The sequence below is a fragment of the Corynebacterium limaceinasi genome (genome assembly GCF_046717465.1).
Lineage (GTDB): Bacteria > Actinomycetota > Actinomycetes > Mycobacteriales > Mycobacteriaceae > Corynebacterium.
This window is the reverse complement of sequence record NZ_CP177100.1, coordinates 1,468,446-1,485,237: the sequence shown is the minus strand read 5'-3', so window position 1 is coordinate 1,485,237 and position 16,792 is coordinate 1,468,446. Positions and strand designations below refer to the sequence as shown.

Genomic DNA, 16,792 nt, shown 5'->3' with positions numbered 1-16,792 from the left:
CGATCCGTAAATTTAACTAGTGGATGCGGCCAGGTATGCCGTATCTGCGTGAGCGCAAAAAGGAGCGCGAATATGGCGGAACTTATTCCCGCAGCACCGGTAAATTACGAATCCTTCACCGTGCCAGCCGGGCAAGCGGTTGGTGCGGCCCTCCGCGAGCTGAACCTGCCCAATAAGGGCCCAGAGGCGGTCGTGGTAGTCCGCGGCGTGGACGGTACCTTGTATGACCTTTCGCATACCCCGGATGAGGAATCGACATTTGTCCCGGTAGCCGCCTGTGAGGAAGATGGCCGCGCCGTCATTCGCCACTCCTGCGCCCACGTCATGGCCCAGGCCGTGCAGGCCGAGTTCCCCGGCACCAAGCTGGGCATTGGCCCGTCCATTGAGAACGGCTTCTACTTCGATTTCCAGACCGCCGAGCCCTTCACCCCGGAGGATCTCAAGAACCTGGAAAAACGGATGAAGAAGATCATCAAGGGCGGCCAGCGCTTCGAGCGCCACACCTATGCCTCCACGGCAGAGGCGGAACAGGCCTTGCAGGATGAGCCCTTCAAGCTGGAGCTTATCCAGGACAAGGGCAATGTGGACCCGGACTCCGACGAGGCCGCCGAGGTGGGCGCTGGCGATCTGACGCACTATGACAATGTGAACCCGCGCACCAATGAGGTGGAATGGTTCGACCTGTGCCGCGGCCCGCACGTTCCCACCACGAAATACATTCCGGCCTTTGCCCTGACTCGCTCGTCTGCCGCCTACTGGCGCGGCGATCAGGCCAACGCCGGCCTGCAGCGAATCTACGGCACCGCCTTTGAGTCCAAGGATGCACTGGCTGCCTACCAGACCATGGTGGAAGAGGCAGAAAAGCGCGACCACCGCCGCTTGGGCCAAGAACTGGATCTCTTCTCCTTCCCGGATGAAATCGGTTCCGGTTTCCCCGTATTCCACCCCAATGGCGCGACCGTGCGCATGGAGATGGAAAACCACTCCCGCAACCGCCACGTGCAGGCGGGATACTCCTTTGTCAATACCCCGCACATCACAAAGGGCGACCTCTTCCGTAAATCCGGCCACCTTGATTTCTACTCCGATGGCATGTTCCCGCCGATGCAGCTCGATGGCGAGTACGACGCCGAGGGAAATACCGTCAAGGAGCCGCAGGACTACTATGCCAAGCCGATGAACTGCCCGATGCACAACCTGATCTTTGCATCCCGCGGCCGTTCTTACCGCGAGCTGCCGTTGCGCCTGTTTGAATTCGGCACGGTCTACCGCTACGAAAAGTCCGGCGTGGTGCATGGCCTGACGCGTGCGCGCGGCTTTACCCAGGACGATGCCCACATTTACTGCACCGAAGAGCAGTTGGAAGAAGAACTCACCCAGGTCCTGGACTTCATCATCTCGCTGCTTGAGGATTACGGCCTGTCCGATTTCTATCTGGAGCTTTCCACCAAGGATCCCAATAAGTTCGTCGGCTCCGATGAGATTTGGGAGCGTTCGACCGCCATCTTGCAGTCCGTGGCAGAAAAGTCCGGGCTCGAGCTCGTTCCTGACCCTGAGGGTGCCGCGTTCTACGGGCCGAAGATCTCCGTCCAAGCCCGCGATGCCATCGGCCGCACCTGGCAGATGTCCACGGTGCAGCTGGACTTCAACCTGCCCGAGCGCTTCGAGCTGGAATATACCGCATCCGATGGCACGAAGAAGCGCCCGATCATGATCCACCGGGCCCTCTTCGGCTCCATCGAGCGCTTCTTCGGAGTGCTTCTTGAGCACTACGCGGGCGCATTCCCAGCGTGGTTGGCACCGCATCAGGTCATGGGCATTCCCGTGGCGGATGACTTCGTCCCGCATCTGGAGGACGTCGCCGCCAAGCTGCGCCGCAAGGGCATTCGCGCGGATGTAGATACCTCCGATGACCGCATGCAGAAGAAGATCCGCAACCACACGACGGGCAAGGTTCCCTTCATGCTGGTCGCCGGCGCCCGCGACGTGGAAGCCGGTGCGGTCTCCTTCCGCTTCTTGGATGGCACGCAGGTCAACGGCGTGCCAGTTGATGAAGCCGTTGAGCTCATTACCACCTGGGTGGCAGAGCGCACCAACGAGCAGCCGACAGAAGAGCTCATTCGTGCCCGGCGCTAATCCGCAGAAGGGCCAAAGCGAGGAAACATTCGTCGATACCGGTGCCGGTGAGCCGGACCGGTTGGAGCGACTGTGGGCGCCGTACCGGATGGCCTATATTGCGCAGCGGTCCGAAGATCCCTTTGTGGAAGCCCCGAAGGGCAGCGATGAGGATGGGCTTATCATCGCGCGCGGTGAAACGGTATATGCGCTGCTCAACTTGTTTCCCTATAATGCCGGCCACCTCATGGTGGTGCCGTACCGCAAGGAATCCGAGCTGGAAAACCTCACCGAGGAAGAATCCCACGAGCTCATGGCCTTTGCCCAAAAGGCGGTGCGGGTGCTCAAGCGCGTGTCACGCCCAGAGGCCATTAACGTGGGCTTTAACCTGGGGCGCGCGTCCGGCGGCTCGGTGGGAGACCACCTGCATTTGCATGTGGTGCCAAGGTGGCCCGGGGATAGTAACTTTATGACTGTCCTCGATGGGACTAAGGTATTACCGCAACTACTGCAAGACACCCGTCGTGTCCTGGCAGAGGGTTGGCGTGACATGGAAGAGGAGGACTCGCGTGCTTAGCGTGCATGGGCGAAAGCCCGCCGCCGTGGTGGTGGAACCTATAGCCAAGACCTTTTTAAAATTGGGATTGACTCCCAACGTGGTCACGGTTGTGGGCACTATTGTGACCATCGCCATTTCGGTGATCCTCATTCCTACCGGCCACCTCTTTATAGCCGCCGTATTATCCGGCCTCTTTGCCGCCTTTGACATGCTCGATGGCACGATGGCGCGGCTGACCGGTAAATCGAGCGCTTTCGGCGCCACGCTGGATGCAAGCTGTGACCGCATTACCGATGGCGCGTTATTCTGCGCCATCGTCTGGTGGCTGGTGTATACCGCAGACGCGTCCAAATGGACCGTGGCGGCCTGCCTCATAACCTTGGTCTGCTCCCAGGTCATTTCCTATATCAAGGCTAGGGGAGAGGCCTCTGGTTTCACCATGGTGGGCGGACTGATTGAGCGCCCAGAACGCCTCATCCTCGCGTTAGGCGGAATCGGCCTGGAGGGCTTGGGCGTAGAGTATGCTGCGGCGGTATCGCTGTGGATCTTGGCGGTAGGCTCAATCTTTACCGTGTACCAGCGCATTGCCATTGCAGCGCGCCAAGACGCCGAGATGTAAATCAAGCGAACATGGGCGCAGCAGGGGCTATCGTTCCGGCTAGTTCGTGGTTTGCGCACTAACTTTTCTGGAGGATCCGGCACCATGTGGGATAAAGAAGATGTAGCAGCGGCCGGGTATTTGGCGGGCTGGAAGGTAGTTCGCCGGTTGCCCGACCCGGTAGCGCGCACCATCTTCCGGTGGGTAGCGGATTTCGCGAGCGACCGCGGGCGCGGCATGGATGGCCTGCGAAGAAACCTCACCCGCGTGGTGGGGGCAGAAAACGTCACCCGTCAGCTGGTGCGCGATTCCATGCGCTCCTATATGCGCTATTGGATGGAGGCGTTTCGCCTTCCCGCGATTCATGCGGATCCCCAGCTGCACGAGCGCCTCATGAAGGGCTTGGAAGGGCTCGAGCACTTTGATGCCTCGGCGCAGTCTGGCCGCGGCGTCATCTTGGCGCTGCCGCACTCCGGCAACTGGGATATGGCCGGGGTTTTCTTGGTGGGCCATTACGGGCAATTTACCACCGTGGCAGAGCGGTTGAAGCCGGAGGTGCTTTTTGATGCCTTCGTGGATTACCGCGAGGAATTAGGCTTTGAGGTCCTGCCGCTTACCGGTGGGGCGGTCCCTCCCTTTGCGCGGCTGAAGGAGGCCCTTGAGGAGGGAGGGGTAGTGTGCCTATTGGCAGAACGCGATATCACCCGCAGCGGCGTCACGGTAGATTTCATGGGCGAGGAAGCCAATATGGCGGCAGGTCCCGCACAGCTAGCCATTGAAACCGGCGCAGCGCTCCACGTGGTGCACTCCTGGTTTGAAGGCGATGGCTGGGGGTTGTCGGTGTCTCCAGAAGTAGAGGTCACCGATGTGCAGGAGACCACCCAGCGCATGGCGGATGGGTTTGCGGCCAACATTCGGCGCCACCCCGCAGACTGGCACATGCTGCAGCCGCAATGGAACGAGGATGTGGAGCGGCGCCGGCAAGCGCGAAAGGAACGTTCCCGTTAATGCGCATCGGTATCATTTGCCCGTATTCTTTTGATGAACCCGGTGGCGTGCAGGCCCATATCCTTGACCTGGCCACCGTTTTCATAGAACAGGGCCACTTTGTTCAGGTCCTTGGGCCCGCCGCGAAGTCCACACCGCTGCCGGATTTCGTGGTCAAGGGCGGCCCTGCCTTCCCGATTGCGTATAACGGTTCGGTTGCGCGCCTGTCGGTGGGGCCGAAGGTAACGCGCAAGGTCAAGCGCTTCATTCGGGACGGCGATTTTGACGTTTTGCATATCCACGAGCCCAATTCCCCGAGCTTTTCCATGACCGCCTTGGCCGTGGCACACGGCCCCATGGTGGCGACGTACCACGCCTCGGCGGCCAATTCCCTCATTCTTACCTTGGCAAAGCCGCTGCTCGTACCCTTTTTGGAAAAGATTCGCGGTGGCATTGCGGTATCGGATATGGCGCGGCGCTGGCAGGTGGAGCAATTGGGTGGCGATCCTGTCCTGATTCCCAACGGCGTCGATACCTCCGTCTATGCGCTTGCGCGCAAGAAAAGCCAGCCCGCGCTTGCCGATGCCCCACTCGAGGTCGTCTTCCTCGGCCGCCTCGATGAGCCGCGGAAGGGCCTGGATATCCTTTTAGCCGCATTGCACCAGGTCAACAAGAATATCCGCGTGACCATTATGGGCGGCGGCCGCGCCCGCGAGGTCGAGGGCGTGGATTTTGTTGGGCGCGTTAGCGATGCAGAAAAGGCACAGATCTTGGGCCGGGCCGATGTTTACGTGGCGCCCAATACGGGCGGGGAAAGCTTTGGCATCGTGCTGGTAGAGGCAATGGCCGCCGGTGCGGCCGTCGTGGCTTCGGATTTGGAGGCGTTCCAGGCGGTCTGCAACGCAGAATCGGAAGAGCCAGCGGGAGCGCTCTTCCGCACTGGCGATGCCTCTGACTTGGCACGCGTGCTCAACCAGGTCCTGGATGATGCCGATTACCGGCGGCACCTGGTGCGCAATGGCGTCCAACGCGCCCAGATGTATGACTGGGACCATGTTGCCGCGGCGGTCATTCAAGTTTATGAAACGGTGCAAGATGGCACGAAGGTGAGGGTGAAGCGATGATGGCGATAGAAATAACCATCGTGCTGCTTATTCTCATTCTTGTGGGATCGTGGGCCATTTTCACCGCGCAGCGGTTAAACTTCCTGCACATCCGAACCGACGCTGCGCTGGCGCAGCTGCAGGCGGCGCTGGACCGCCGGGCAGCGGTAACTGCGGCTGTGTCCCCAGATCTTGCCGCCTTGGCGCAAAAGGCCGAATCCACGGAGCTTTCGCATGGGCATTTTCAAGCCCGCACCATGGTAGAACGCGAGCTTTCGGCGGCCATCGTGCGCGATTTTCCGGTAGGCCAGCGCCCGGCCGCCTTGGCGGATGCAGAAGGCCGCATCCAGTTGGCGCATCGCTTTTATAACGAGGCGGTCAGCGATACGCGCGCGCTGCGCCTGCGCCCAGCGGTGCGTTTTTTCCACCTCGGCGGAACCGCTAAATTGCCCGAGTACTTCGACTACATGCTGGCGGATTGAAAATTTAGCCGCGCGTTACCTCCCTAGTGTCATCGGTGCTCGCGTCAGGCTCGGAGGCGTCCGCGTCGGCGGTGTCGGAGCCCGGCACATTGATTCGCCCGGTATCTGGTGAGGGCGCGGCCTCTGCGGCGGCTTCTTGGGCTTGCTCCGGGTCGCTTGCTGCCACGATGGCCTTTTCTATGCGGCGCGACAGGCTTATCTCAAGGATGAACCAAATGAGCGCGATGAAGACCATGACGAGGATGAGCACGTTGCGGGCGACGAGCACGTAGACCGGAGTCAGGTTTTCGCCTACATACTTCCACACGTAGTCATAGTGGAAAGGGTAGATGTAGGTGCCGAGCGCGGCCGCTGCAACTGCGCATACAGCGAGGAAACCCTGACAGATTTTGATGGGCACAAACCCGGCGGGGAGCTGTTGGCGTACGACCACCGCGAATAGGGGTCCGAGCCAAATGATGTACTGGGGCGAAAATACTTTATTGGTGGCTATGAGTAGAAGCACCATGAGGGTGAAAAAGGCGACCGTCGTTCGCGAGGTCCAGCCTCCGGCGAAGAAGCGGTATAGCGCCCAGCTCAGGGCGAAGACCAGCATCCCGGCCGTCGCGATGGTGCTCCACATGATGGCGGCATCGACGCCCGGGCCAGAAATCTCGAAGCTCTTTGACGGAGCATAACCTAAACGCCATTTACCCGGTGTGAGGTGTGCCTGCAATAGCAAGTATGTCGCCGGAACGGATTCGAGTTGGAGCCCGCGCACCCCCTGATAATTCAGTGGGGAAAGAAGTCGGTCCATACCGGAGGTAAAAACTGTCAACGCCGAAAGAGCAGCAACGGAGCCGAAAAAGGACGCCAATCGCAGCCAGGAATTAGAACTATTAAAACGCCCTACCAGTCCAGCTGCGAGGACGCCTGGCCAGAGCTTCATGGTGGTAGCGAAGCCTAATAGGGCGGCGCCTGTCTTGGGATGAGAAATAAGCAGCGCTGCGGCACCTGCGACGGCGACGGCAGGAAAAATATCGAGGCGCCACACAAAGACGTGTCCTGCAGCCGTGCCAAAAAAGACCCAGAACCAGCCGGCGAGAAAAACGCGCTTATTGCGTTCGTGGTGGCGAAGTAGGAGGGCGAGGAAGGCGGCATCGACAAGCAGCGTCATGATGGTAAAGCCGATATAGAATACGCCGCGGTCTCCACCGGTGAACCAGCTTAAGATGATGGTGGGCCACGTGCCCGCGTGGGGATACTCGGTCATCTGCGTGGGATCGGTGCCAAAAAGGCCGGCGAAATAATAGGCAACATCGCCGCGTGCGCTGTGGTCGAGCTTCAAAAAATAGACCAATATCAAGCGGGCGAGAGCCCACCCCACCCATACCGCAGGAACTGTCGCGAATCTTTTCACCCAAAAGATTGTAGGGAATATTTTGGCCGTTTAGGGTTGCCCGCAAATCGTGGACACGTAGTTAAGCTGCTTAGGGGTTAAGCAGCGGCCTTCTTATTACCATTTTGATCAGCGAGCTGGGCTTCGAAATCGACGGGGCTTACCATCCCGATGGACGAGTGGCGACGGCGCCGGTTGTAGACAATCTCAATCCAGCGAGCCACCGCCTTCCGGGCTTCGTTGCGGGTTCGCCATTCCTTCCGATCGTAAAATTCGGTCTTCAATGTCGACCAGAACGACTCGGCCATCGCATTGTCAAAGCAGACACCAGTACGGCCGACCGATTGTGCAATCCCTAGTTCTTGACAGACCTGCCACAGCTGTTCGCTGGTGAACTGGGTACCACGATCGGCGTGGAAGACCACGCCGTCGGGTACTTCACCACGCAGGGTGTAAGCCATGCGCAGTGCACGTTCAACTAGGTAAGAATCCTGCACACTATCCATGGACCAGCCTAGGACTCGGCGGGAGTGTCCATCGCGGATAACGCATAGGTACAGCCAGCCCTCATTCGTGCGTAGATAGGTAATATCCGACATCCACACTCGATTAAGCTGCCCTTGATCAAATAGGCGTTTCACTAGGTCTGGAAGCGTTGACTTCCGCTTGGATTGAATCGTCGTTACGGGAACAAACGCCCTGGGTGAGATGCCTTCAATACCCATCATCCGCATGCGTTTGGCCACGGTTTTGCGATTCACATAGACCCCACCCTCGGCGAGTTCTGCAGTAATCCGTGGGGCACCGTAGACTTCGTCAGAATCTTCCCAGATGTCATGAATTTTCCTGTCTAACTGGTCGAGGAATCTCTGACGCTGATTTTCACCACGAAGCCGTACTGCTTGAGCCTTTTGCCATTTATAGTAGCCAGAACGAGAAACCTCTAATAACCTGCTCATTCGTTTGATGCTGTAGTTCGCCTTCTCCTGCTGCATTAGCTCAAATTTTTCCGATCGCGTTGCTTCGCAGCGAAGAAGGCGGTGGCTTTTGACAAGAACTCATTATCCATCTTGGCCTCAGCTAACTCACGACGCAGGCGAGCGTTTTCGGCTCGTATATCGGCATCACTGCGGCCATCTACCGAGCCTTGGCGTTCCCGCTCAAGTTTGACCCACCTGCCTAAAATTGTGGCTGATACGCTAATTTCCTTAGCCACATGAGCGATTGGGCGCCCAGACTCAATGACCAGTCTGGCGGCCTCCTGCCGGTACTCCGGGGTGTACTTCTTCCTTGACGAACTCACAATGAACATCCTCTCCTACGGACACAAGATCCGTACTAATAGGGTGTCCACTAAACGAGGGTAACCTCACGTTGCGTAGTTCGAATCAGGTTCCTCGTCATCCGGGTTGGGCTGCCCCGGGGAGTAAGGTGGCAAGATAGACGAAGACTTACGTGATGTAGCGCATAGTAGGCGCACAAGAAAGGATGACTGTGGGCACCATTTCTGAGGTTTTGGCGTTAGAAAGCACCCAAGATGCGGATGTCTTTGCTGGCCCGGCGATTCCCTCGCAGATTGAACGCACCTTCGGTGGCCAAGTTGCAGCGCAGGCCCTTACCGCGGCGCAAAGGACGGTGGAGGATAAGCAGGTGCATTCCCTCCATGGCTATTTCGTTGGCCCAGGTGATACGAAAAACCCGCTGGAGTTGCAGGTAGAAAGGCTGCGTGATGGCCGTTCCTTTGCCAGCCGCGAGGTTCGGGTCGTCCAAGATGGCCGCCTCGTCTTTATTATGCTGGCTAGTTTCCACCGCGATGGTGATGCAGGTCCCGAACATCAGGATGTGGCACCGCAGGTATTAAGCCCCGATGAAGCCGCTCGCCGCGGTGGCGGGGCGCCCTATTCCACCCGAATCATCTTGAAGGAGTGGACCGATTGGGATATCCGTTTGGTCCCTGATGAAGGCCGCGATGATGCCGCCGCGGAGGTAACCGGTGCTGGATATCGCCATATTTGGTTCCGCAATACCGGCGAGCTTGGGAGTGACCCCGCATTCCACCGCGCTGCGTTGACGTATATGTCCGATATGACCCTCATTCGGTCGGCGCTCATTCCGCACCAGGGGGAGAAGATCCAGTTGGCAAGCCTTGACCATGCGGTGTGGTTTCTCCGCCCCTTCCGCGTGGATGAGTGGCTGCTTTATGAGCAGGTATCGCCCACAGCGTCGCAAGGCACGGCCATCGCGCGCGGTAAATTATTCACTGAACAGGGCGAACTCGTCGCGCTGGTCAAACAGGAGGGCTTGACGCGGTTCCTCGATGAGGACCTAGGCAGCGGTTCCGCCCACGGCAATTGGCATAACGTCTAGAAAAGCTTGCGTATCCTGGGGGCGCTTTTCCCAGTTCGTGCAGGGCACGTATAATTGTCACCAGATTTAGAACCCAATTAGAAAGGGACTTAATGTCAGGCCACTCAAAATGGGCAACTACCAAGCACAAGAAGGCTGCCAATGACGCCAAGCGCGGCAAGGAATTTGCCAAGCTCATTAAGAACATTGAAGTGGCGGCGCGAACCGGCGGTGGTGATCCTGCGGCCAACCCAACGCTCGATGACATGATTAAGAAGGCCAAGAAGGCCTCCGTCCCCAATGACAACATCGAACGCGCCCGCAAGCGCGGTTCTGGTGAAGAAGCCGGTGGTGCTGACTGGGAGACCATCATGTATGAGGGCTATGGCCCCAACGGTGTCGCAATGCTGATTGAATGCTTGACCGATAACCGCAACCGCGCGGCTACCGATGTCCGCACCGCGATGAGCAAGAATGGCGGCAACCTGGGTGAATCTGGCTCGGTTGCTTATATGTTCTCCCGCACTGGGTATGTCTTGGTGGAAAAGGGTGAGCTGAGCGAGGATGACGTCTTGATGGCGGTCCTCGATGCCGGCGCCGAAGAGGTCAAGGACCAGGGCGAGAAATTTGAGATCATCTGCGCACCCACGGATGTGCAGGCTGTCAAGGAGGCCCTCAAGGAAGCCGATATTGAGGTCGATGACTCCGATAATGATTTCCGTGCCTCCGTCGAGGTTCCCCTCGAGGCCAATGACGCCAAGAAGATCTTCCGCCTCATCGATGTCTTGGAAGAATCCGACGACGTCCAGAACGTATATACCAATATGGACCTCTCCGATGAGGTACTCGCAGAACTCAACGCAGAGTAAGAATACTGCACATAGTGGGGCACTAGCTCGGTGGCGGCACTTCGCGCATGCGAAGATTCCGGTGCCGAGCTTTTGTTGTGTTTTTATTGGGACAGCCTAACATTCACGTCGTGTTGTAGAACATGTGTGTGTAAGACATAATAGGGAATTAAGACTAGAAACGACGAGGCCGCGGAACGGGGAGTGGGCGGGTGTGAATATCGAAGGCATGCGCGTGATGGGCATCGACCCTGGGCTCACTCGCTGTGGCCTGTCCGTAGTCCAAGCAGGCCGCGGGCGCGCAATTCTTCCCGTCTCCGTGGGCGTGGTGCGAACCCCGAGCGATAAGGATCTGACCGAGCGGCTCCTGCGGCTCTCTGTTGCGGCCAAGGAGTGGATGGACGATTATTCGCCGGATGTGGTTGCCATAGAGCGCGTCTTCGAACGCGGCCAGGTCTCAACAGTCATGCAGACTGCTCACGTCGTAGGAGTCCTTGTGCTCGCAGCCGCCGAGCGGGATATTCCGGTTTATATGTACACCCCGTCAGAGGTAAAAAAGGCCATTTCTGGTAATGGGCGCGCGGATAAGAAGCAAATGACGACCATGATCACCCGTATCCTGGGGCTTACGGAGCCGCCCAAGCCTGCGGATGCGGCGGATGCATTGGCGCTGGCCGTCTGCCACTGCTGGCGCGCGCCAGCGATCGTGAGAATGGATAGTACCGGGTTAGGGCTTGGCGCAAAGACCAGCGGCGTCCGCGGGCGGGGGAAGGGTGTTCAGCCCTAGCGCGCCACACCCCACAGGTTAAGTTTTGTTCATTATTAGGTCATGTTGAAAGCGCACACAGGTAGGAAGGCACGGTAGAAAATGATTGCGGCATTGCGGGGAGAGGTACTCCACATTGGTTTAGACCACGGCGTTATTGAATGTGGCGGGGTGGGCTATAAGTTCTTAGCCACCGCAAAGACGTTGGGAACCTTGCGCCGCGGAGAAACAGCCTTTGTGCTGACTACGTTGGTGGTCAAGGAAGACGCATTGACCTTATACGGTTTTACCAGCGACGATGACCGCGAAATGTTCCAAGTGCTGCAATCCGTGTCCGGCTTGGGGCCCAAACTGGCCTTGGCCGCGTTATCCGTCATGGGCGCAGAAGAGCTGGCCGCAGCCATTGGCGGGGAGGATGTTAAGGCGCTGCAGTCTATCCCGGGCGTCGGCAAGCGCGTGGCCCAACGCCTTACCCTGGAGCTAAAAGATAAGGTAAAGCGCTTTGCTGGAACTCCCGCGCCCGATGCTGCACCGGAGGCAACAGGTGCCGGTGACCCAGTTGTCGATAGTGTCACTGAAGCCCTCTTGGGCCTAGGATTTACTGAGAAGGCGGCTCGCCCCGTGGTGGAGGCGGCATACGCCGAAGCCCCTGCGGCGGATACGTCGACCTTGCTGCGCGCGGCCCTGGCCCAGCTGGGTAAGCAAGGCTAAAAGAACACGACGTCAAGAAGACACAAAGGCTACAGCATGTCCGATATTGAGCGCACCGAGTTCAACCTCCCAGAGGGGATGAGTAAGGCGCACGAATCCCAGCACAATAGTGATGTGGAAGCCACCGCTCACGCAGAAGAACACGATATCGAGCGCTCCCTGCGCCCCAAGTCCCTGACGGAATTCATTGGGCAGCCCAAGGTGAGGGAGCAGCTGTCCCTCGTGCTCACGGGCGCGAAGAACCGCGGGGTCACCCCGGATCACGTCCTGTTATCGGGACCGCCCGGTCTGGGTAAGACCACCATGGCGATGATCATTTCGCAGGAACTCGGCACCTCGCTGCGCATGACTTCGGGCCCAGCGCTGGAACGAGCGGGAGATCTCGCGGCCATGCTTTCGAACCTCATGGAAGGCGACGTGCTTTTTATCGATGAGATCCACCGCATCGCCCGGCCCGCCGAAGAAATGCTCTACATGGCCATGGAGGATTTCCGAATCGATGTCATTGTGGGCAAGGGGCCGGGTGCTACCTCGATCCCCTTGGAGATCCCGCCGTTTACGTTGGTCGGGGCCACAACGCGAGCGGGAATGCTTACCGGTCCGCTGCGGGATCGCTTCGGCTTTACCGCCCAAATGGAGTACTACAGCACCGAGGATCTCACCCATGTGATCAAGCGTGCGGCACATATCTTGGACGTCGCCATCGATGATGATGCCGCCGTAGAAATCGGCTCGCGCTCGCGCGGCACCCCGCGCATTGCCAACCGCCTGCTGCGCCGCGTGCGCGATTATGCGGAGGTCAATGGCACCGGACGCATCGATCTTTCCGCCGCGCAGGGGGCGTTGGAGGTATTCGACGTCGATGAAATGGGCCTGGACCGCCTGGACCGCGCCGTCCTCAATGCCCTGATCAATGGCCATGGTGGCGGGCCTGTGGGTGTTAATACCTTGGCCATCGCCGTGGGTGAGGAACCTTCTACCGTGGAGGAGGTGTGCGAGCCGTACTTGGTTCGCGCCGGCATGATTTCGCGCACCGGGCGGGGCAGGGTAGCCACCGCGGCCGCCTGGCAGCACCTGGGCCTGACGCCGCCCGATGGCGCGATTGGGTTGTTTTAGGCAAGCGTGGGCACCTCGCTGGTGCGGCCGCAGAGGTGGAACCGGCTCATGGTTTTTGTGAACGAAACGGTCTGGCATACTGGAAAGTTATGGAAATCATCTTTCTCATCATCATTGTCATTTTGTTCATCATTCCTTCCTTTATGGCGATGCGTAAGCAACGCCAGCGCCAAAACGACATGCAATCGCTGCAAAACTCCCTACAGGATGGAGACCGCATCGTGACCGCTGGCGGTGTACACGGCGTGGTGCGCGGAACCACCGATACCAGCGTGGACCTCGAGGTTTCCCCGGGCGTTACCCTCACCTTTGACAAGATGGCGGTGGTGCGCACGGAAAGCGAGGCCCAGAAACTTGACCGCGGTGGCGCAGACAACGCTGAAAGCAATAATGATGATGGATTCAACGGCGAAGAGGGCGAGCACTCCAACGACCGTTAATTCCTTATTAGCGCCGGCGACCTCTGTGGAGGAAGACGCGGGCGCACTCCCTGTGCACGCGCGGGGAATTCTCTAGGCCCGCCATTGGCTTATGAGAAACGTAGAACCTGACACATTTTCGCTGAATCGCGGACCCTGTTAAGGAAAATGTTGTTCCATGACGTACGATTGTGCGTTGTTAACGTGCCCGCGCCGAATCGGGCGGGCCGTATTTAATGTTTAATCACCCTGGTTTGCAGTGCACAGGAGAATATCGTTGTCCGCATCATCTCGAGGCGCTATGAAAAATAGGAACCGCCAATGGCCAAAGCGCGCCCTCGCGCTTTTTGGACTCATCGTGGTCGTTATCTATGCGCTGGTCTTTTTCACCGGAAACCGCCAAGCCACCCCAAAGCTAGGCATCGACCTGCAGGGCGGCACCCGCGTTACCTTGGCGCCCCAAGGTGAAGACCCCACCCAGGACCAGCTACGGCAGGCGCGCAATATTTTGGAACAGCGCGTGAACGGCATGGGCGTTTCTGGTTCCGAGGTCGTCATCAACGGCAATACCCTCGTCATCACCGTACCGGGCGAGGATGCATCCCAAGCCCAGGCGGTGGGGCAGACCTCCCAGTTGTACTTCCGCCCGGTGGCGCAACCCTCTGCGCCGGACATGGACAAGCTCGACAAACAGCTGGAGGATATGGCTAACCGCTGGGTCAAATACGGTGTCCTAGATAAGGACGAAGCCAACAAGAAGTTGGAAGACGTCACCAATGCCGTTGCCCAGCAAGAAGCGCAGGCTGAGGGTAAGGAACCGAAGGATGTCAAGGCACCGAAGGTTTCCGCTAAGCCCTTGGACGAGCCGTCCAACTCCATTGAGCAGACAGAGCGTCGCGATGAAGTCACCGAAATGTTGTTGAAGGACCGCCAATCGGACGATCCGACAACGCAAGCAGCGGCCTCTTCGCTCCTGACCTGCCAGGGCTCCGCTGACCCACTGGCTGGTGCGGACGATCCGTCCAAGCCTTTTGTGACCTGTGATTACGACAGCGGCACTCCCTACGTCTTGGAGCCAGCCCCGTTGCTCAACGGTGTTGAGGATGAAGACGGTACCCGTTTGACGGGTAATGAGATTGATACCAATTCCCCGATCAACGGTGGCCTGAACCCACAGTCCGGTCAGATGGAGATCAGCTTCTCCTTCAAGACTGGCGATGGCCCGAACGGCTCCCAGACCTGGGCTGACCTTACGCAGGAGCACCTGAACGACCAGATTGCCATCACCCTTGACTCGGCCGTCATTTCGGCACCTGTCATCCAGGGGGCTACCCCGTACGGTTCCGCTACCTCCATTAACGGTGAATTTAGCCAAGAAGAAGCCAATAACCTGGCCAATAATCTGCGCTACGGTGCATTGCCGCTGTCCTTTGCCGGCGAAAACGGCGAGCCCGGCGGCACCGTGGAGTCCATTCCACCGACACTGGGTAAGGCAGCCCTCGAGGCCGGACTGTGGGCTGGCTTGGCAGGCTTGATTTTGGTCATCCTTTACTCCTTGTACTACTTCCGAGCGCTCAGTGGTGTGTCCGTCATCTTCCTGCTCGGCTCCGGCCTGCTGACCTACGGCGCCATCGTGTTGCTGGGTCGTTGGATCGGGTACTCGCTCGACCTGTCCGGTATTGCCGGTTTGGTCATTGGTGTCGGTGCAACCGCGGACTCGTTCGTGGTCTACTACGAGCGCATCAAGGATGAGCTCTTAGAGGGCAGAACCTTCAGGTCCGCAACGCAGAAGGCCTGGGAGCGCTCGCGCAGCACCATCGTGACCGGTAACGCGGTGACGTTGATCGGTTCTGTCATCGTCTACTTCCTCGCCATCGGTGAGGTAAAGGGCTTCGCGTTCACCTTGGGCTTGACCACGATCTTCGACTTGGTCGTCTCCTTTTTGGTCATGGCACCGGTAATGCAAATAATCGGCCGCCGTCCAGCGGCAGCCAAGCCATCGATGAATGGTTTGGGCGGAATTTATGCGCTAATTGAAGAGCGGCGCGAGCGCGGCTACTACGGAGATTCCCGCGCTGCCGCTGGTGCGTCGCAGGCGCGCTCCACTGAAAATTCGGCATCCGTTGGCGCCAAATCGTCAGAGAGTTCTTCGCCCTCAGCAGCCGCGGAAGATGAGGAGAAATAATCATGGCCGTATCGACTAAAAATAAGATTTCCCGTTTAGATCGCCTCTATGAAGACGAGCGTGGCTATGACTTCATTGGCCACACCAAACGGTGGTACGGGATTACCGCCGCGCTCCTCGTCGGCGCCATCGCCGCCATCCTGATTCGCGGATTTACCCTTTCCCTCGACTTTGAGGGAGGAACCACCTTGTCCATGCCCGCTGGGGACTTGAAAGAGGACGAGGTAGCTACCGTCTTTGAGGACTCCACCGGCGTTGAACCCGAACAGGTTCGCATCGTCGGCGCCGGCGATTCTGAGACGCTTGAAATCACCTCGGAGCGCTTGAGTCAAGAAGAGGTAGACAGCGCCCGGTCTGCCATCTACGAGGAATTCCAACCGAAGGATGAAAACGGGGAGGCCACCCCAGACGCCATCGGTTCTTCCACCGTGTCCGAATCGTGGGGCTCCTCGATTACGCAGCGCATGATCCTCGCCATGGTCGTATTCCTCGTTGCAGCGACCATCTATGTGGCGGTGCGCTTGCAAAAGATTATGGCTTTTGCCGCCATTTTGGCGCTGATTATCGATGGCATCGTCATCGCCGGTATCTACGCCCTCTTCGGCTTTGAAGTTTCTCCCGCCGTCATCATCGGTTTGCTCACCGTCCTGACCTTCTCCATCTATGACTCCGTCATCGTCTTTGACAAGGTCAATGAGAATACGGCGGGGCTGGAAGGCCAACGTTCTAAGACCTATGGGGAACTCGCCAACTTGGCGATTAACCAGACGGTCATGCGTTCCATTTCCACCTCCATCATCTCCGCGCTGCCTATTATCGCGCTGTTCGTCATCGCCGTATGGCTTATGGGCATCGGTACGCTGCGCGATTTGGCGCTGATCCAGCTCATCGGCGTCATCGAGGGTATTTTCTCCTCGATTTTCTTGGCTACCCCGTTGGTGGTGACGTTTGCTAATTGGACTAAGCGCGTCAAGCAGCACACGCAGCGTGTGCTGGATTACCGCGCGGGTAAGTCTGAGGACGGTGAACCGGCGGACGCGGGTTCTGCAAAGCGCAAGGTGGTTACGCCTTCCGATGTCGGGGCCAAGACGCACAAGGAAGTGGCAGAAGAACAAACTGATCACGGCAGCAGTGCCTCCGGCCATACAGGTGCTACGTGGCGCCCGGGCCGCTAAATGC

Annotated in this window: 16 protein-coding genes; 14 read left to right on the top strand and 2 right to left on the bottom strand. The window is 58.5% G+C overall.

Annotation, left to right across the window (positions count from 1 at the left end; all coding sequences use genetic code 11):
• The first annotated feature begins 72 nt into the window (after window positions 1–72).
• The 6 genes from thrS (at window position 73) to ACLI1Q_RS07200 (ending at window position 5,844) form a co-directional block, all read left to right on the top strand.
• Window positions 73–2,136, top strand: a complete 2,064-nt coding sequence (gene thrS / locus ACLI1Q_RS07225) for a threonine--tRNA ligase (RefSeq protein WP_239275209.1) — start codon at window positions 73–75, stop codon at window positions 2,134–2,136.
• On the top strand, window positions 2,123–2,692 hold the full coding sequence (locus ACLI1Q_RS07220) for an HIT family protein (protein WP_005283324.1): 570 nt from the start codon (window positions 2,123–2,125) through the stop codon (window positions 2,690–2,692). The genes thrS and ACLI1Q_RS07220 overlap by 14 nt, the downstream gene beginning before the upstream one ends.
• Window positions 2,685–3,293 (top strand): phosphatidylinositol phosphate synthase, encoded by a 609-nt coding sequence (gene pgsA / locus ACLI1Q_RS07215; RefSeq protein ID WP_239268287.1) that lies wholly within the window; start codon window positions 2,685–2,687, stop codon window positions 3,291–3,293. The genes ACLI1Q_RS07220 and pgsA overlap by 8 nt, the downstream gene beginning before the upstream one ends.
• Before the next feature lie 84 nt (window positions 3,294–3,377).
• Window positions 3,378–4,280 (top strand): phosphatidylinositol mannoside acyltransferase, encoded by a 903-nt coding sequence (locus ACLI1Q_RS07210; RefSeq protein ID WP_239268284.1) that lies wholly within the window; start codon window positions 3,378–3,380, stop codon window positions 4,278–4,280.
• The gene (locus ACLI1Q_RS07205; protein ID WP_239268282.1) at window positions 4,280–5,383 is read left to right on the top strand and encodes a glycosyltransferase family 4 protein; all 1,104 of its coding nucleotides are present in this window, start codon (window positions 4,280–4,282) and stop codon (window positions 5,381–5,383) included. The genes ACLI1Q_RS07210 and ACLI1Q_RS07205 overlap by 1 nt, the downstream gene beginning before the upstream one ends.
• Window positions 5,383–5,844: a hypothetical protein gene (locus ACLI1Q_RS07200; protein WP_239268307.1), complete on the top strand. Its 462-nt coding sequence runs from the start codon at window positions 5,383–5,385 to the stop codon at window positions 5,842–5,844. Before ACLI1Q_RS07205 ends, ACLI1Q_RS07200 begins: the two co-directional genes overlap by 1 nt.
• Before the next feature lie 4 nt (window positions 5,845–5,848).
• On the opposite strand, the gene ACLI1Q_RS07195 is transcribed toward ACLI1Q_RS07200, so the two are convergent.
• Together ACLI1Q_RS07195 and ACLI1Q_RS07190 are read right to left on the bottom strand one after the other, a co-directional pair.
• Window positions 5,849–7,243, bottom strand: coding sequence for a DUF2029 domain-containing protein (locus ACLI1Q_RS07195; RefSeq protein WP_239268280.1), 1,395 nt, complete (start codon window positions 7,241–7,243; stop codon window positions 5,849–5,851).
• Between the two features lie 77 nt (window positions 7,244–7,320).
• A protein-coding gene (locus ACLI1Q_RS07190; protein ID WP_232208497.1) for an IS3 family transposase occupies window positions 7,321–8,534 on the bottom strand; the annotation gives its coding sequence in 2 pieces (ribosomal slippage) (window positions 7,321–8,261 and window positions 8,261–8,534; 1,215 coding nt in all).
• 176 nt (window positions 8,535–8,710) lie between these two features.
• On the opposite strand from ACLI1Q_RS07190, the gene ACLI1Q_RS07185 reads away from it, so the two are divergent.
• The 8 genes from ACLI1Q_RS07185 (at window position 8,711) to secF (ending at window position 16,788) form a co-directional block, all read left to right on the top strand.
• Window positions 8,711–9,589, top strand: a complete 879-nt coding sequence (locus tag ACLI1Q_RS07185) for an acyl-CoA thioesterase (protein ID WP_239268278.1) — start codon at window positions 8,711–8,713, stop codon at window positions 9,587–9,589.
• A 92-nt stretch (window positions 9,590–9,681) separates the two neighbouring features.
• Entirely contained in the window at window positions 9,682–10,437 is a 756-nt protein-coding gene (locus ACLI1Q_RS07180; protein ID WP_023022595.1) for a YebC/PmpR family DNA-binding transcriptional regulator, read from the top strand.
• 193 nt (window positions 10,438–10,630) lie between these two features.
• Window positions 10,631–11,203: a crossover junction endodeoxyribonuclease RuvC gene (gene ruvC, locus ACLI1Q_RS07175; protein ID WP_005283305.1), complete on the top strand. Its 573-nt coding sequence runs from the start codon at window positions 10,631–10,633 to the stop codon at window positions 11,201–11,203.
• 81 nt (window positions 11,204–11,284) lie between these two features.
• On the top strand, window positions 11,285–11,893 hold the full coding sequence (ruvA, locus tag ACLI1Q_RS07170; protein WP_239268276.1) for a Holliday junction branch migration protein RuvA: 609 nt from the start codon (window positions 11,285–11,287) through the stop codon (window positions 11,891–11,893).
• A gap of 36 nt (window positions 11,894–11,929) precedes the next feature.
• On the top strand, window positions 11,930–13,009 hold the full coding sequence (gene ruvB / locus ACLI1Q_RS07165) for a Holliday junction branch migration DNA helicase RuvB (protein ID WP_239268274.1): 1,080 nt from the start codon (window positions 11,930–11,932) through the stop codon (window positions 13,007–13,009).
• An 89-nt stretch (window positions 13,010–13,098) separates the two neighbouring features.
• Window positions 13,099–13,449 carry a preprotein translocase subunit YajC gene (gene yajC, locus ACLI1Q_RS07160; RefSeq protein WP_239268272.1) on the top strand — a complete coding sequence of 117 codons (351 nt, stop codon included), beginning with the start codon at window positions 13,099–13,101 and terminating at the stop codon, window positions 13,447–13,449.
• Window positions 13,450–13,729: 280 nt separating this feature from the next.
• Window positions 13,730–15,613, top strand: a complete 1,884-nt coding sequence (secD, locus tag ACLI1Q_RS07155) for a protein translocase subunit SecD (RefSeq protein ID WP_239268270.1) — start codon at window positions 13,730–13,732, stop codon at window positions 15,611–15,613.
• Window positions 15,614–15,615: 2 nt separating this feature from the next.
• Window positions 15,616–16,788, top strand: a complete 1,173-nt coding sequence (secF, locus tag ACLI1Q_RS07150; protein WP_239268268.1) for a protein translocase subunit SecF — start codon at window positions 15,616–15,618, stop codon at window positions 16,786–16,788.
• Window positions 16,789–16,792: the final 4 nt, after the last annotated feature.

Excerpts from the sequence above, each read along its gene's own strand:
- secF (WP_239268268.1), top strand. The coding sequence starts at position 15,616 with ATGGCCGTATCGACTAAAAATAAGATTTCCCGTTTAGATCGCCTCTAT.
- thrS (WP_239275209.1), top strand. The coding sequence starts at position 73 with ATGGCGGAACTTATTCCCGCAGCACCGGTAAATTACGAATCCTTCACC.
- yajC (WP_239268272.1), top strand. The coding sequence starts at position 13,099 with ATGGAAATCATCTTTCTCATCATCATTGTCATTTTGTTCATCATTCCT.
- ACLI1Q_RS07185 (WP_239268278.1), top strand. The coding sequence starts at position 8,711 with ATGACTGTGGGCACCATTTCTGAGGTTTTGGCGTTAGAAAGCACCCAA.
- ACLI1Q_RS07200 (WP_239268307.1), top strand. The coding sequence starts at position 5,383 with ATGGCGATAGAAATAACCATCGTGCTGCTTATTCTCATTCTTGTGGGA.
- ruvB (WP_239268274.1), top strand. The coding sequence starts at position 11,930 with ATGTCCGATATTGAGCGCACCGAGTTCAACCTCCCAGAGGGGATGAGT.
- secD (WP_239268270.1), top strand. The coding sequence starts at position 13,730 with ATGAAAAATAGGAACCGCCAATGGCCAAAGCGCGCCCTCGCGCTTTTT.
- ACLI1Q_RS07210 (WP_239268284.1), top strand. The coding sequence starts at position 3,378 with ATGTGGGATAAAGAAGATGTAGCAGCGGCCGGGTATTTGGCGGGCTGG.
- ACLI1Q_RS07205 (WP_239268282.1), top strand. The coding sequence starts at position 4,280 with ATGCGCATCGGTATCATTTGCCCGTATTCTTTTGATGAACCCGGTGGC.
- ruvA (WP_239268276.1), top strand. The coding sequence starts at position 11,285 with ATGATTGCGGCATTGCGGGGAGAGGTACTCCACATTGGTTTAGACCAC.
- ACLI1Q_RS07180 (WP_023022595.1), top strand. The coding sequence starts at position 9,682 with ATGTCAGGCCACTCAAAATGGGCAACTACCAAGCACAAGAAGGCTGCC.